The organism is Herbaspirillum lusitanum (genome assembly GCF_026127345.1).
Classification (GTDB): Bacteria; Pseudomonadota; Gammaproteobacteria; order Burkholderiales; family Burkholderiaceae_D; genus Herbaspirillum; species Herbaspirillum lusitanum.
The window spans coordinates 196,058-210,088 of sequence record NZ_QXFG01000008.1; the positions used below are offsets into that span (position 1 = coordinate 196,058).

Sequence of the window (14,031 nt, forward strand, 5' to 3'; positions counted from 1 at the left end):
CAATGAAGGTCGCTTTTCAGGCGGCTCATGTTGTGTAAGTGAAATTCTAATTATTCATAAGAGAGTGGAACATGTTTGGACGCCTGATGCCCACCGAGGGCAAGTTTTTTGATCTGTTCAACCAGCATGCGGAGCTGGGTGTGAAGTGCGCCAAGGAAATGGTCGCATTGATGACCAATTTCGACGACCTGGAAATTCGCGTGCATGCGATCGAGACCCTGGAAAAGCAGGCGGACAAAGTCACTCACAACACGATTGAGCTGTTGCACAAGACCTTCATCACGCCGCTGGACCGTGACGACATCCATCAACTGATCACCCGCATGGACGACATCCTCGACCTGCTGGAAGACGGTGCGCAAACCATTTCGCTGTACGACATCAAGGCCATCACGCCGGAAGCCAAGCGCCTCGCCGAGTTGTGCCTGGCCTGTGCCGAAAAGGTGAAGGCTGCGGTCGGCCTGTTGCACAACATGGACAACTCGCGCCAGATCCTCGCCATCTGCGAAGAGATCGACCGCTTCGAGTCGGATGCCGACCATGTCATGCGCGCCGCCATGTCCAAGCTGTTCCGCGACGAGCCGGACGTGCGCAACCTGATCAAGCTCAAAGCCATCTACGAAATCCTGGAAACCGTTACCGATCGCTGCGAAGACGTCGCCAACATCATTGAAGGCATCATCGTCGAAAATGCCTGACCTTCGCCATTGACTGCGCCGGCGCTCGACACTGGCGCCGTCACGGTGCGATGTTGCCGCTGCTTCTCAAGATAACGGTTTATCCATGCATACAGTTCAAATTAGTTTTCACATTCTTGCCTTGCTGATCGTCCTGGCGCTGCTGTTCGATTTCATGAACGGTTTCCATGACGCGGCCAATGCGATTGCGACGGTAGTCTCCACCGGCGTGTTGCGTCCGCAGACAGCGGTGGCGATGGCGGCATTCTTCAATCTGGCCGCGGTGTTCGTCTTTCATCAGTTGCACGTCGCCGCTTCGGTGGGCAAGGGCACGATTGATCCGGCCGTGGTTGATCACGTGGTGGTGTTCGGCGCCTTGATCGGCGCGATTTTCTGGAACCTGGTGACCTGGTACTACGGCATTCCGTCGTCGTCGTCGCATGCCCTGATCGGCGGCCTGGTCGGCGCCGCGGTGGCCAAGGCCGGCACCGGTTCGCTGGTGGCTTCCGGCCTGATCAAGATCGTCATCTTCATCGTGCTGTCGCCTTTGCTGGGCTTCATCCTGGGGTCCATCATGATGCTGCTGGTATCGTGGATCTTCGTGCGCTCGACGCCGCGCAAGGTCGACGGCTGGTTCCGCCGCGCGCAGTTGGTGTCGGCATCGATGTACAGTCTCGGCCATGGCGGCAATGATGCGCAGAAGACCATCGGAATCATCTGGATGCTGTTGATTGCGTCGGGCAATTCCGGAGCCGACAATCCGCCGATGTGGGTCATCATCAGCTGCTATTGCGCCATCAGCCTGGGCACCTTGTTCGGCGGCTGGCGCATCGTCAAGACCATGGGCCAGAAGATCACCAAGCTCAAGCCGGTCGGCGGCTTCTGTGCCGAAACCGGTGGCGCCATCACCTTGTTCATCGCCACTGCAATGGGAGTCCCGGTCTCGACCACGCATACCATCACCGGCGCGATCGTTGGCGTCGGCGCGTCGCACAAGATGTCGGCGGTGCGCTGGGGCGTGGCAGGCAATATCGTGTGGGCCTGGATTTTCACGATTCCGGCATCGGCCTTCGTGGCGGCGATCGCCTGGTGGATCGGCATGCACATCCTGTAAGCGAAGGGCGGTCTCTGCGGACAATAAAAAAGCCACCTTGCGGTGGCTTTTTTATTTGCTGCGAGCTTCTACTTCGATCCTGCCTTACAGGACGTCGCTGGCGTGATCCGCCAGACGCGACCGTTCGCCGCGCGCCAGCGTGACATGGCCGCTGTGCGACCAGCCCTTGAAACGATCGACCACATAAGTCAGGCCGCTCGATCCTTCGGTCAGGTAGGGCGTGTCGATCTGCGCGATGTTGCCGAGGCAGACAATCTTGGTGCCCGGACCAGCACGGGTGACCAGCGTCTTCATCTGTTTCGGCGTCAGGTTTTGCGCTTCGTCGATGATCAGGAACTTGTTGACGAAGGTACGGCCACGCATGAAGTTCAGCGACTTGATCTTGATGCGCGAGCGGATCAGGTCTTGCGTTGCCGCGCGACCCCATTCACCGGCGTCGCCGTCGGACTTGTTCAACACTTCCAGGTTATCGTCGAAAGCGCCCATCCACGGCCCCATCTTTTCTTCCTCGGTGCCGGGCAGGAAACCGATATCTTCGCCCACCGGCACAGTGACACGGGTGACGATGATTTCGTTGTAGTTCTTGGTTTCCAGTACTTGCGCCAGACCGGCCGCCAGGGCGAGCAGGGTCTTGCCGGTGCCGGCCTGACCCAGCAACGTGACAAAGTCGCACTCCGGATTCATCAGCAGGTTCAGGGCGAAGTTCTGCTCACGGTTGCGCGCCGTGATGCCCCACACGCTGTTCTTGGTGTGGCCATAGTCGCGCAAGGTCTGCAGGACCGCGGTCTTGCCGTTGATTTGCGTGACCTGGCCGTAGAAGGCGGGTTCGCCGTTCTTCGGCTCGATGAAGACGAACTGGTTCATCAGCATCGAGGGCACGTGCGGACCGGTCACGCGATAATAGGTGTAGCTGGTGCCGTGCTTGTTTTCCTGCCAGGACTCCATGCCCTTGCCATGCTTGTTCCAGAAGTCGTCCGGCAGCTGCTGGATGCCCGAATACAGCAGATCGGTATCTTCCAGCACATGGTCGTTGAAGTAATCTTCCGCCGGCAAGCCGATGGCGCGCGCCTTGATGCGCATGTTGATGTCTTTCGACACCAGCACGACCGGGCGTTCCGGATATTGCTGATCGAGTGCGCGCACCACGCCGAGAATCTGGTTGTCGGCTTTGCCTTCCGGCAGGCCATCGGGCAACTTGGCGTTCTGCAGCTTGGTCTGGAAGAACAGGCGGCCCTTGGCGTCCTTGTTGCCCAGCTTGGACAGCGGGATGCCGAGGTCGATGGCGTCTTCGGCAATGTCGCTGACCAGCGCATCGAGCGAGCGCGAAATCTGGCGTGCATTGCGGGCGACTTCCGACATGCCTTTTTTGTGGTTGTCGAGTTCTTCCAGCGTGATCATCGGCAGATAGATGTCGTGTTCCTCGAAGCGGAACAGCGAAGTCGGATCATGCATGAGCACGTTGGTGTCGAGCACGAATAGTTTCGACACGCCGAGCTTGTCGGCAATGCGACTCGTGGTCGACTTGGCGCGCGATTCCAGCACCTTGGGAGTGCCTGTACGCGGTTTTTCGACCGGGCTCTTGCCGGTGATCTTGGCTTGCGGCTGCAGCGGCTGTTGCGCCTTGGCGGATGGAGCAGCAATGGAGGCGACCGGGGCAATCGGTGCAGCAGGTTCTACCAATGCGATATGGGGTTTGACGGTTTTACCGCGTTCGGCCTTCGGATAATCTTTGGGCGCCAATAAGGCAGCTGGTTTACTCGGCAGTTTGGGCAGGGGCATCAGAACCTCGGTAGTGAAGGGAAGAAAAATGCCGCTTTGTCAGAGCGTACAGGTATTGCTGGAGGTGCAACAACGAACGACTGCCGCTAATAAAACCCTTCTTGGTACAGGCATGCGCCGCCGACGGACGCAGGAAAAGAGGAAGGAGGGCTTGATTAGTGGAAGAAGGGAAGGCGGCGGACAAGGCAATGCCGCGCGTACCGTCGGTACAGGCGTAGCGTGTTGCCGGTGTTTTATCCGCAGCGTAAATTCGCAAAGTAAAAAAGCCGTTTTGGCAGGTTCGGGACCTGATCCAAAAACGGCTTCCAAAAAACGGTTTTCTGTTTGAATTCAAAGGCTTATCTAAATTGACCGCAACTTTCGGCTGGCGGCTGCAACATGACTCTTGAGATCGATCCTGCTGCCGCTCGGGGAAACGCATGTCGTCGTGGGACTAACGTTTCTTAAGCAATTGTCTTCACAAAACTGAGCACCTCGTCGACATGCGATGGCACTTTTACTCCACGCCATTCTTTCACCAATGTGCCCGATCCGTCAATCACAAACGTGCTGCGTTCGACCCCGCGGACTTTCTTGCCGTACATGTTCTTCATTTTCATGACGTCGAACATGATGCACAGCGTTTCGTCAGGATCGGAAATCAGTTCGAAGGGCATGCCCAGCTTTGCCTTGAAGCCTTCATGCGACTTCAGGCTGTCGCGGCTGATGCCGAAGATTTCGGTATTGTGCTTCTGGAACTCCGGATAGCTTTCGCGGAACTGGATGCCCTCGGTGGTACAGCCCGGCGTATTGTCTTTTGGATAAAAGTACAGCACCAGCTTCTTGCCTTTGTAATCCGACAGCGAGAAGGTTTTGCCGCTGGTCATCGCGGCGGAAAATTCCGGTACGGTCTTGTTCAGTATGGATGGTGTGTCGTCAGTCAAAATAGCGTCCCGAGGTAAGTGTTGGTGTTGCGTCGTCGAGAATCGGGCGATGTTGCGTGCTCATGGTGCTTATGCAGCCTGCAGAATCATGTCGCCGGACCGTCCCGGCAACTCGCCCCATGCAATGGGCAGAATCGGCAGGACGTCGTCTTTCACAGTCTGGTAATACTCGCCCATCGAGATCAGATCGTAGCCTTGGGCGCGCCAGCCGAGCAGCAATTGCTCGAAGATGGGGGCAAGTTTCTGCCCTTCAAGTTCGGCGTGCAAGGTAAAGACGTGGTCACGGCGTTGCTCGGTCAATCGCAACAGCATAGCGGCGACATTTGACGCGTCCATGACAACGCCGTGGATGGTGCGGCCGAGCAGCTCGTCCAGCGTCGGCAGCGTGGTCGGCAACTGCACGCACGATAAAGTCTTGCCGCCGGCAGCGAGGCGATGCGGACCGGCGGCGAAATCCTGCAGCGAACCATCTTCATTGAGCACTGCGCGGCCATCCGAGGAATACGCAATGCCGAACTCATCGAGCTGGGCAAAGGCGTGGTCGTTCATCTGCCAGCCGGCGGCGCCGTGCGTCAAGGGCGCATGGCCGAAGATGTCGTGGAAGCGGGCATACGAACGCTGCATGGTCTCGCGCGTCCACGCCGCATCGCGCGTGCGTACATGGTCTTGCCAGACGCGGTGATCCCAGGTGTGGATGCCGCATTCGAAACCGGCGTCGCGCACCGCGCGCATGTACTTCGCGCAAGTCTTGCCGATGTCCGGCGCCGGCAGCAGCGTGCCGTACATCAGCGTCTTGATGCCGTAATGTTCTACCACCGACGTGCGCGACACTTTACTGAAAAAGCCGGGACGGAACACTTGCTTGAGCGCCCAGCCGGTGTGGTCGGGACCGAGTGAAAACAGGAAGGTCGCATTGGCGTCGTGACGCAGCAGTTGCTGGACCAGATTAGGAACGCCTTCGCGGGTGCCGCGATAGGTATCGGCGTCGATTTTGAGGGTGATCTGGGGCAAAGTTGCTTGCTTTCTTGAAGGGAGCGCGGCGGCGTCAATGGTCATGCTGTTGCCGTGACGGCGGCGCACGGGATCCGGTTGCCTGTTGACCAAATTGTGGCACGAAAGGCGCAACGAATAAACCCATTTTGAGGATTCATTCGTATTTTCCTGAGTGTTCCCGTAGCGAGCTGATGCTTGGCAGGGTGATTCAAGCGCAAAAAAAATCCGCCCGGAAAGGGCGGATTCGTTTGCCGCGTCCAGCCTCCGGCAAGGTTCAGTCGACCAGGGCGCGGGCTTCAGCAACCTGGCCTCGATACGCGTCAAAAATATTGCGCAGCGTATCGGCCATGGTGAATGTCGGCTTCCAGTTCAGTTCTTCACAGGTGTTGGTGATCTTCGGCACGCGGTTCTGCACATCCTGGTAACCCTTGCCGTAGTAGGCGGTGGAAGTGGTCTCCACCAGTTTGACCTGCTTGGCCGAATCGGCGTATTCGGGATATTCGGTAGCCAGCTTCAACATCATGTCGGCGAGGTCGCGGATCGAATAGTTGTTGACGGGGTTGCCGATGTTGTAGATCTTGCCGGTGGCGACGCCGCCTTCGTTGGCGATGATTTTCATCAGCGCATCGATGCCGTCGTCGATGTAAGTGAAGGCGCGCTTTTGCTGGCCGCCGTCGACCAGCGAGATGTTCTCGCCGCGCACGATGTGGCCGAAGAACTGGGTCACGACGCGCGAGCTGCCTTCTTTTGGCGTATGGATCGAATCCAGGCCGGCCCCGATCCAGTTGAACGGACGGAACAGCGTGAAGTTCAGGTTGTCTTCCATGCCGTAGCCCCAGATCACGCGATCCATCAGTTGCTTGGAGCAGGAGTAGATCCAGCGCGGCTTGTTGATCGGGCCGCAGATCAGTTCGGATTCTTCCGGATCGAATTCGTCGTCATGGCACATGCCATACACTTCAGAGGTCGACGGGAACACCAGGTGCTTGCCGTACTTGGCGGCTGCTCGCACGATCGGCAGGTTGGCTTCGAAGTCCAGTTCGAACACGCGCAGCGGCTTGTTGACGTAGGTCGACGGCGTCGCGATGGCGACCAGCGGCAGGATGACGTCGCATTTCTTGACGTGGTATTCGACCCATTCCTTGTTGATCGTGATGTCGCCTTCGAAGAAGTGCATGCGCGATTTGTAGGCCTCGTTTTCAAGGATATCGGTGATGCGGTCGGTCATCATGTCCATGCCGTAGACATGCCAGTCCGTGGTTTCCAGGATGCGCTTGGACAGGTGGTGGCCGATGAAGCCGTTGACGCCGAGAATGAGGACTTTTTTCATAATAAGTAGACGGCCTAGACAGCCATGTATTTCAGATAATTGTTAAGAGAGACGTCCTGATCGTTGATCTGGATGCCCAGGATTTGCAGATAGTTGCCGTCGCCGCAACGCGCGTAGAGACGGCCGCCTTCAAAGAACTTGTCTTGAGCGCCGTGCGACCTCTCAAGTGTGGGACGGGCCGATGCCGACACCAATCGCGTTTTCACCAGCGTGATTTTATCACCTGCGATTTCCTCGAAGGCGCCGGGATAGGGCGGCGCGACGGTACGGACCAGATTATGCACGTGTTGGGCGGGTTTTTTCCAGTCGATACGACCGTCTTCCGGTTTGCGGCCGCCGAAATAGCTGCCTTTGCTCAGGTCGTTGGGGAGCTTGGGCGTGCGTCCGGCCAGCATCAGCGGCAGCACGCGCCAGAGAGTTTGCTCGGCGGCAACCACGACCTTGCCGAAAACTTCGAAAGCAGTATCGTCCGGCAGGATCGGCACCGAGGTTTGCGCGACAATGGCGCCGGCATCGGGCTTGGCGGCCATTTCGTGCAGCGTGGCGCCGGTTTCGGTTTCGCCGTGCAGCACCGCCCAGTTGATCGGCACGCGGCCGCGGTACTTCGGCAGCAGCGAGCCGTGCATGTTGTAGGCGCCGTGCTTGGCCAGGGCCAGCAGGTTCACCGGCAGCATGTGGCGATAATAGAAACTGAAGATGAAGTCCGGCTGTGCCGCCTGCACTTGCGTGAGCAGCTGCGGAGATTTCGGGTCTTCCGGCGTGATGTACGGGATGCCGTATTCGCGGCAAACGCCGGCGACCGAATTGAACCAGATGTTTTCGGTCGCGCTGTCTTCGTGCGTTACCACCAGCGCCACGCGCACGCCGCGCGCGAGCAGCACCTTCAGGCAGCGTACACCGACGTCGTGATAGGCAAAAACGACTGCGTTCATGAGCTTTGTTTGTCCTGATCGTAAGAATGTTCCAACACGGCCTGGATCACATAGCGTGGACGTGCGCGCACCTGCAGGTAAATGCGGCCGATGTATTCGCCCAGCAAGCCGATGCCGAACAGGATCACGCCGATCAGGAAGAAGGTGATCGCAAACAGCGTGAACACGCCTTGCACTTCGGCGCCGAGAATGAAGCGGCGGATCACCATCAGGACGAACAGCGCGGCCGATGCGAACGACAGGCCGATCCCGAGCAGCGAGAAGAATTGCAGCGGCACCAGCGAGAAACCGGTGATCAGGTCGAAATTCAGGCGGATCAGGCTGTACAGCGAATACTTCGATTCGCCGGCCGCGCGCTCTTCATGTTCAACAGTGATTTCGGTCGGCTTGCGTGCAAAAGTGTACGCCAGCGCCGGCACGAAGGTATTCACTTCGCGGCACTGATTGACCAGGTCGATGACGTTGCGCCCGTAGGCGCGCAGCATGTTGCCCTGGTCGGTCATCTTGATGTGGGTGATCTTTTCGCGCAGGTGGTTCATGGCCTTGGAAGCCCAGGTGCGCCATGCCGAATCCTGGCGTTGACGGCGGATCGAGCCGACGTAATCGTAACCTTCGCGCATCTTCGCAACCAGGTTGCCGATTTCTTCCGGTGGATTTTGCAGGTCGGCGTCGAGCGTGATGACGATGTCGCCGCGGGTCGCGTCGAATCCTGCCAGGATCGCCATATGCTGACCGTAGTTGCCGTTGAACAGCACCACGCGGGTGACGTCCGGTCGCAATCGATACTGGTCGGCCAGGATGGCGGCCGACTTGTCGCGGCTACCGTCGTTGACGTAAATGATTTCGTAGGGCATGCCGAGAGCGTCCAGCGCCGGATAGAGGCGGTCGAACAGTTTGGCGAGGCCGGTTTCCTCGTTATAGACGGGAATGACGACGGAAATTTCTGGTTTCATCAAAGCCTGGAATGAAAAATTGCTGTACTGAAAGCGTTACTGTAAACCTGCGTTGGTCACCTTAGGCGAGCACGGATTTTACCGCGCCGACTGCGCGCTCGACATCTTCTTTACTCATTGCAGTAAACATCGGCAGCGACACGATCAGGCGACCGACGCGCTCGGCGATCGGGAACATGCCTTCGCGGAAGCCGCGGTCGCGGTACAGCTTGAGCAGGTGGATGGGCGGGTAGTGGTAGCCGATGCCGATCTGGCGCTCCATCATCTTTTCCATGAAGGCGGCGCGCGTGATGCGTTCCGGCAAGACCAGCTGGTACATGTGCCAGTTGGAGTTTTCGAAGTCGGCTGCCGGCAATTGAACGCCGCTTTGCGCTTCGAAGTCAGGGCCGAACACGTCGAAGTAATGCTTCGCCAGGCTGCGGCGTTTTTCGGTGATCGCGTCGATGTGGGCGAATTGGCCCAGGCCGATCGCGGCCGCGATGTCGGTCATGTTGAACTTGCCGCCCAGCACGTCGACTTCGAGGCCATCGAAGCCGCTGCGGGTGACGCCCTGCAGGCGGTATTTTTCCGCCAGGCGCGCTTCGTCCGGATTGTTGACGACCAGGCAACCGCCTTCGGAGCTGGTGACGTTCTTGTTGGCCTGGAAGCTGAACGAGACGAAATCGCCGAACGAACCGATGCGCTTGCCTTTCCAGGTCGAGCCGAGCGCCTGGGCGGCGTCTTCGATCACGCGCAGGTTGTGCTTTTTGGCAATTGTGTACAGGCGATCCATGTCGACCGGCAGGCCCGCCAGGTAAACCGGGATGATGGCCTTGGTGCGGGGCGTGATGGCGGCTTCCAGCTTGTCCAGGTCGATGTTGCGGGTGACCGGGTCAATATCTGCAAAAACCGGCGTGGCGCCGGTTTCGATGATGACATTCGCGGTCGCGACCCATGAAATCGGCGTCGTGATGACTTCGTCGCCGGCGCCGATGCCGGCGATGCGCAGCGCGATTTCCATGGTGCAGGTGCCTGAATTGAACGTGCGCACGAGGCGGCTGTCGAGATAGTCGGACAAGGCCTTTTCAAATGCCTGCACCTTGGGGCCGCTGGTGATCCAGCCGGAGCGCAGCACGTCGGCGACGGCGGCGATGGTCGGTTCGTCGATGGTCGGTTTGGAGAATGGCAGGAAAGGCAAGGTGGGCTGAACAGGCTGAGTCATGGGTTGCTCGCAATAATCTGGGATAGTGAATTCAGTCGGCCGCGCCGGCGCTCATGTCGCCTGCGCGCAAGCCGCATATTGTAAATCAGCCAAGTCGGCCGGATCAGCTTCTCGTCAGCAGAATAACGCCGACGATGATCACGCCGATGGCCAGCAGGCGCTGCGCCGACACGACTTCGCCGAGGAAATACCAGGCGCCGACGGCATTGATGATGTAGCCCAGCGACAGCAGCGGATAGGCGATCGTCACGTCCACGCGCGATAGTCCGATGATCCACACGCCGACCGAAATCACGTAGCAGGTCAGGCCGCCGATGATCGGCAATTGCGTGGCCAGCTTGATGCCGGTGGCGAACCAGTTCTCAGCCGTCAGGTGGATTGCGCCGACGGCATTGGTGCCGGCCTTGAGCAGCAGTTGCGCGACGGCGTTAAGACAAATGCCGACGAAGATGAAACCGAAGGTGGTGATATTCATGGTGCCGCCTTCGGGTTCTTTTCGGTGACGTCGGGATTGTTCGCCACGATCACGCGGCGCGGATCCTGGCCGATCAGGCGCATCGGAACGCCGCGCTGCTTCAGGTCGGCGTAGACGGAGGGGTCGATGATGGCGATGTCCTTCTTGCCGGCGGTGTGGTCGGCAACCCATTGCGCGACGAAGGCGTCAATGGTCGGCAGCCACAGCTGCGGCTCCTGCTTCAGGCCGAATTCCATTTCATCGGCGTGGCGCACCAGCGTCATCGTGCGTTGCAGATAAAACGGCAAGGCCTGTTCGTAACGGCCGACCAGATACATGGGGGTTTCCGGCGTCAGTTCCGCCTGCAGTGCGGGGACGTAATCGATACCGGCCGAATAGCGGCCCTGGGGATCGTGGCCCAGCATCAGCAATTGTCCGCTGACGAAGGTCGCTGCGGCCAGGAACACCACCGCCAGGTCTTTTTGCGAACGGGCAAAACGGATCGCCAGCACCGCACCGACGAAGGCGATGATGGTCGCTGCATAAATCCACGGCACATGGGCGCTCACCAGCGGCAGCGAGTAGGCGTCCTTGGCCAGGCTCGGCACGCGCGAGATGAAGGCCATGCCGATGGCGCAAGGTACGGCCACCACCATTGCCGACCAGATGATCGCCTTGGACGACGAGCGCTCCAGATAGCTGGCGATCAGCAGCGCCAGCGTCGGGAAGATCGGCAGGATGTAGGACGGCAGCTTCGAGCTGGAAATGCTGAAGAAGACGAAGATGAACACCGACCACACCAGCAGCATCTTGCGCGGCTGGAACTTGCCGTTGGTCAGGCTGTTGAAGCTGCTGTTGCCCTGGTCTTCACGCAGCCCATGCAGCAGGCTTTGTACGAGTACGCCCAGCCACGGCAGGATGCCGAGCAGCAGAATCGGGAGGAAGTAGTACCACGGACCGGTGCGGCTATGGATCTTGGTGGTGAAGCGCTGGAAGTGTTCGTGGATGAAGAAGAACTGCGGGAATTCCGGATTCTTCAGCGACACCAGCACGAACCACGGCGTAGTGATGACGAAGAACAGGATCAGGCCCTTGATCAGGTGCAACCTTTTCCAGATCGCCCAGTCGCGCGAGAAAATCGTATACAGCACCAGCACCGCGCCCGGCAGCACGATGCCGATCAGCCCCTTGGACAAGACTGCCAGCGCCATGCCGGCCCAGCACAACAGCATCCAGTTGCGCTGTTCGTCGCGACTGGCATCGTTGCGTTGCGCCAGCAGCAGGGCGCAGATGCTCAGCGTCATCATCCCGGCCAGGCCCATGTCCAGCGAGTTGATGTGACCCATGCCGGCCCAGAAGAAGCTCGACGCCAGCACCAGCGGCGCGTAGAACGCCACGCGAGCGTTGAACACGCGACGGCCGGTGTAGGCCACCAGGCCGATGCCGAACAGGCCGCACAGGCCGGTCCACAGCCGCGCCTGCCATTCGCCCAGACCGAACAGCTCGAAGGTCACGGCGTTCATCCAGGTCTGCAGCGGCGGCTTTTCAAAATACTTGATGCCGTTGAGGCGAGTGGTGATCCAGTCCTGCGTGGCGACCATTTCACGCGCCATTTCGGCGTAGCGGCCTTCGTCGGTCGGCACCAGGGTGCGCGCGCCGAGCATGTAGAACCAGATCAGCAGGAAGAAGATGAGCAGCGTCCAGACGAACGCTTTGGATTTGTACAAGTCGCGCATTGCGGCGAGGTCCTTAAGCTGGTTTTGGTTCGAGAATCAATGCCAGCGCCACTTTGCGGCCCTCTGCCATGAGAATGTTGTACGTGCGGCAAGCCGCCTGGTTGTCCATGCACTCGACGCCGATGCGGCGCGCGGTGAGGACGGCGGTCAGCTTCGGATGGACGAAACGCTGGCGCGCGCCGGTGCCGAGGATCACGACATCGGGCCGGGTGGCGTCAATCTGGTCGAAATGTTCGCTGGTCAATGCATCGAACGAGGTCACCGGCCAAGGCACCGGCGGGGTTTCAGGCAGCACGAGCAGGCTTTGCTCGTAGCGGATCGCATTGAGCTCGACGCCGGTGTCGTCGTAGGAGGAAACGGTCTGGTATTGCTGGGTTTCTGTCGAATGGAGCTTCATGGCGCGCAGTGCCAAAATGCCGCCGGCGATGGATCGGCCCGGGCTATTTTCGGCAATAAGGTCTTAAAGTGCTGCATTGTAGCGTTTTCCGGTTCGGGACTATGTTTTATTCATTGATAAAATGGAAGGCTTTCGGCAAAATGGCCGGTTCCGGCGGCTCCGCCGGCAAGCCAAGTCAGCCGAGCAAGCCGAGCCGGCAGTTCAGGCTCATACAAAGGATTAGTACCGTGCGACCGATTCAAAAATCGAAGAAACTGGCGGATGTCTGTTACGACATCCGTGGCCCCGTGCTGGAAAAAGCGCGGCAAATGGAAGAAGAGGGCCACAAGATCATCAAGCTGAACATCGGCAATCTGGCCGCCTTCGGTTTCGACGCGCCCGATGAAATCGTGCAGGACATGATCCGCAACATGGGCAACGCTTCCGGCTACACCGATTCCAAGGGCCTGTTCGCGCCGCGCAAGTCGGTCATGCACTACACCCAACAAAAGAACATCCAGGGCGTCACCATCGACGACATCTACCTCGGCAACGGCGCTTCCGAGCTGATCGTCATGAGCGTCAACGCCTTGCTCAACACCGGCGATGAAGTGCTGGTGCCGTCGCCGGACTATCCGCTGTGGACCGCCGCGGTCAGCCTGTCCGGCGGTACGCCGGTGCACTATGTCTGCGACGAGCAGCAGGGCTGGCAGCCGGATATCGCCGACATTCGCAAGAAGATCACGCCCAACACCAAGGCGATCGTGGTCATCAACCCAAACAACCCTACCGGTGCGCTGTACTCCACCGAAGTGCTCAAGGAACTGGTCGAAGTCGCGCGCCAGCATCAACTGATCATTTTCGCCGACGAGATCTACGACAAGGTCCTGTACGACGGCAACACGCATACCTCGCTGGCCTCGCTGGCCGACGACGTGCTGTTCATCACCTTCAACGGCCTGTCGAAAAATTACCGTTCCTGCGGCTACCGCGCCGGCTGGATGGTGGTCTCGGGCGAGAAGAAACACGCCAAGGATTACATCGAAGGCCTCAACATGCTGGCGTCGATGCGCCTGTGCGCCAATGCGCCGGGGCAGTACGCCATCCAGACCGCGCTGGGAGGCTACCAGAGCATCAACGACCTGGTCGCGCCGACCGGTCGCCTGGCCAAGCAACGCGACCTTGCGCACAAGCTGCTCACCGATATCCCGGGCGTGACCTGCGTCAAGCCGAAGTCGGCGCTGTACATGTTCCCGCGCCTTGATCCGGAAATCTACCCGATCAAGGACGACCAGGAGTTCGCCTACGAGCTGTTGGCTGAAGAGAAGGTGCTGATCGTTCAGGGCACCGGCTTCAACTGCCCGACGCCGGATCACTTCCGCGTGGTGTTCTTGCCGAACACCGACGACCTGACCGAATCGATGGGCCGTATTGCGCACTTCCTCGAAGGTTATCGCCGGCGTCACGGCACCAACTGAACCGGACTGACGCAGGCATGATTCACCGGCTTTGCTCCGCACGTGGCGGGGCAGGCCGGCAATTCCGTTTTACCGCAGTACCCGT

General features: G+C 59.2%; 14 protein-coding genes. 3 read left to right on the top strand and 11 right to left on the bottom strand.

Annotated elements, in window-relative coordinates; all coding sequences use genetic code 11:
- Nucleotides 1-71: 71 nt before the first annotated feature.
- Together DXT88_RS09370 and DXT88_RS09375 are read left to right on the top strand one after the other, a co-directional pair.
- On the top strand, nt 72-698 hold the full coding sequence (locus DXT88_RS09370; protein ID WP_016833914.1) for a DUF47 domain-containing protein: 627 nt from the start codon (nt 72-74) through the stop codon (nt 696-698).
- 85 nt (nt 699-783) lie between these two features.
- Nucleotides 784-1,791 (top strand): inorganic phosphate transporter, encoded by a 1,008-nt coding sequence (locus DXT88_RS09375; protein ID WP_029363364.1) that lies wholly within the window; start codon nt 784-786, stop codon nt 1,789-1,791.
- A gap of 84 nt (nt 1,792-1,875) precedes the next feature.
- Here DXT88_RS09375 and DXT88_RS09380 read toward each other — a convergent pair whose 3' ends face one another.
- The 11 genes from DXT88_RS09380 to DXT88_RS09430 all read right to left on the bottom strand — a co-directional run bounded on the left by DXT88_RS09380 (nt 1,876) and on the right by DXT88_RS09430 (nt 12,489).
- The gene (locus DXT88_RS09380) at nt 1,876-3,570 is read right to left on the bottom strand and encodes a PhoH family protein (protein ID WP_265212929.1); all 1,695 of its coding nucleotides are present in this window, start codon (nt 3,568-3,570) and stop codon (nt 1,876-1,878) included.
- The gene (locus DXT88_RS09385) at nt 3,545-3,991 is read right to left on the bottom strand and encodes a hypothetical protein (protein WP_265212930.1); all 447 of its coding nucleotides are present in this window, start codon (nt 3,989-3,991) and stop codon (nt 3,545-3,547) included. The genes DXT88_RS09380 and DXT88_RS09385 overlap by 26 nt, the downstream gene beginning before the upstream one ends.
- Before the next feature lie 22 nt (nt 3,992-4,013).
- Nucleotides 4,014-4,493 carry a peroxiredoxin gene (locus tag DXT88_RS09390; protein ID WP_265212932.1) on the bottom strand — a complete coding sequence of 160 codons (480 nt, stop codon included), beginning with the start codon at nt 4,491-4,493 and terminating at the stop codon, nt 4,014-4,016.
- Nucleotides 4,494-4,562: 69 nt separating this feature from the next.
- Entirely contained in the window at nt 4,563-5,504 is a 942-nt protein-coding gene (locus DXT88_RS09395) for a polysaccharide deacetylase family protein (RefSeq protein ID WP_265212934.1), read from the bottom strand.
- 256 nt (nt 5,505-5,760) lie between these two features.
- Complete coding sequence (locus DXT88_RS09400) at nt 5,761-6,816, bottom strand: bifunctional UDP-4-keto-pentose/UDP-xylose synthase (RefSeq protein ID WP_016833909.1); 1,056 nt, start codon at nt 6,814-6,816, stop codon at nt 5,761-5,763.
- Nucleotides 6,817-6,830: 14 nt separating this feature from the next.
- Nucleotides 6,831-7,748 (bottom strand): formyltransferase, encoded by a 918-nt coding sequence (locus tag DXT88_RS09405; RefSeq protein ID WP_016833908.1) that lies wholly within the window; start codon nt 7,746-7,748, stop codon nt 6,831-6,833.
- Nucleotides 7,745-8,701 carry a glycosyltransferase gene (locus DXT88_RS09410; RefSeq protein ID WP_016833907.1) on the bottom strand — a complete coding sequence of 319 codons (957 nt, stop codon included), beginning with the start codon at nt 8,699-8,701 and terminating at the stop codon, nt 7,745-7,747. The genes DXT88_RS09405 and DXT88_RS09410 overlap by 4 nt, the downstream gene beginning before the upstream one ends.
- Nucleotides 8,702-8,762: 61 nt before the next feature.
- Nucleotides 8,763-9,902 (bottom strand): DegT/DnrJ/EryC1/StrS family aminotransferase, encoded by a 1,140-nt coding sequence (locus DXT88_RS09415; RefSeq protein ID WP_265212936.1) that lies wholly within the window; start codon nt 9,900-9,902, stop codon nt 8,763-8,765.
- 103 nt (nt 9,903-10,005) lie between these two features.
- Nucleotides 10,006-10,377, bottom strand: coding sequence for an EamA family transporter (locus DXT88_RS09420; protein ID WP_016833905.1), 372 nt, complete (start codon nt 10,375-10,377; stop codon nt 10,006-10,008).
- Nucleotides 10,374-12,092, bottom strand: a complete 1,719-nt coding sequence (locus tag DXT88_RS09425) for a glycosyltransferase family 39 protein (RefSeq protein WP_265212938.1) — start codon at nt 12,090-12,092, stop codon at nt 10,374-10,376. Before DXT88_RS09425 ends, DXT88_RS09420 begins: the two co-directional genes overlap by 4 nt.
- A gap of 13 nt (nt 12,093-12,105) precedes the next feature.
- Nucleotides 12,106-12,489: an Mth938-like domain-containing protein gene (locus tag DXT88_RS09430; RefSeq protein ID WP_029363360.1), complete on the bottom strand. Its 384-nt coding sequence runs from the start codon at nt 12,487-12,489 to the stop codon at nt 12,106-12,108.
- A 227-nt stretch (nt 12,490-12,716) separates the two neighbouring features.
- On the opposite strand from DXT88_RS09430, the gene DXT88_RS09435 reads away from it, so the two are divergent.
- The gene (locus DXT88_RS09435) at nt 12,717-13,946 is read left to right on the top strand and encodes a pyridoxal phosphate-dependent aminotransferase (protein ID WP_265212942.1); all 1,230 of its coding nucleotides are present in this window, start codon (nt 12,717-12,719) and stop codon (nt 13,944-13,946) included.
- Nucleotides 13,947-14,031 lie beyond the last annotated feature (85 nt).

What these genes read in the sequence shown, in the direction of transcription:
- DXT88_RS09415 (WP_265212936.1), bottom strand. Translation starts at nt 9,902, where the DNA reads ATGACTCAGCCTGTTCAGCCCACCTTGCCTTTCCTGCCATTCTCCAAA.
- DXT88_RS09420 (WP_016833905.1), bottom strand. Translation starts at nt 10,377, where the DNA reads ATGAATATCACCACCTTCGGTTTCATCTTCGTCGGCATTTGTCTTAAC.
- DXT88_RS09405 (WP_016833908.1), bottom strand. Translation starts at nt 7,748, where the DNA reads ATGAACGCAGTCGTTTTTGCCTATCACGACGTCGGTGTACGCTGCCTG.
- DXT88_RS09375 (WP_029363364.1), top strand. Translation starts at nt 784, where the DNA reads ATGCATACAGTTCAAATTAGTTTTCACATTCTTGCCTTGCTGATCGTC.
- DXT88_RS09430 (WP_029363360.1), bottom strand. Translation starts at nt 12,489, where the DNA reads ATGAAGCTCCATTCGACAGAAACCCAGCAATACCAGACCGTTTCCTCC.
- DXT88_RS09370 (WP_016833914.1), top strand. Translation starts at nt 72, where the DNA reads ATGTTTGGACGCCTGATGCCCACCGAGGGCAAGTTTTTTGATCTGTTC.
- DXT88_RS09410 (WP_016833907.1), bottom strand. Translation starts at nt 8,701, where the DNA reads ATGAAACCAGAAATTTCCGTCGTCATTCCCGTCTATAACGAGGAAACC.
- DXT88_RS09380 (WP_265212929.1), bottom strand. Translation starts at nt 3,570, where the DNA reads ATGCCCCTGCCCAAACTGCCGAGTAAACCAGCTGCCTTATTGGCGCCC.
- DXT88_RS09425 (WP_265212938.1), bottom strand. Translation starts at nt 12,092, where the DNA reads ATGCGCGACTTGTACAAATCCAAAGCGTTCGTCTGGACGCTGCTCATC.
- DXT88_RS09400 (WP_016833909.1), bottom strand. Translation starts at nt 6,816, where the DNA reads ATGAAAAAAGTCCTCATTCTCGGCGTCAACGGCTTCATCGGCCACCAC.
- DXT88_RS09385 (WP_265212930.1), bottom strand. Translation starts at nt 3,991, where the DNA reads ATGCGTTTCCCCGAGCGGCAGCAGGATCGATCTCAAGAGTCATGTTGC.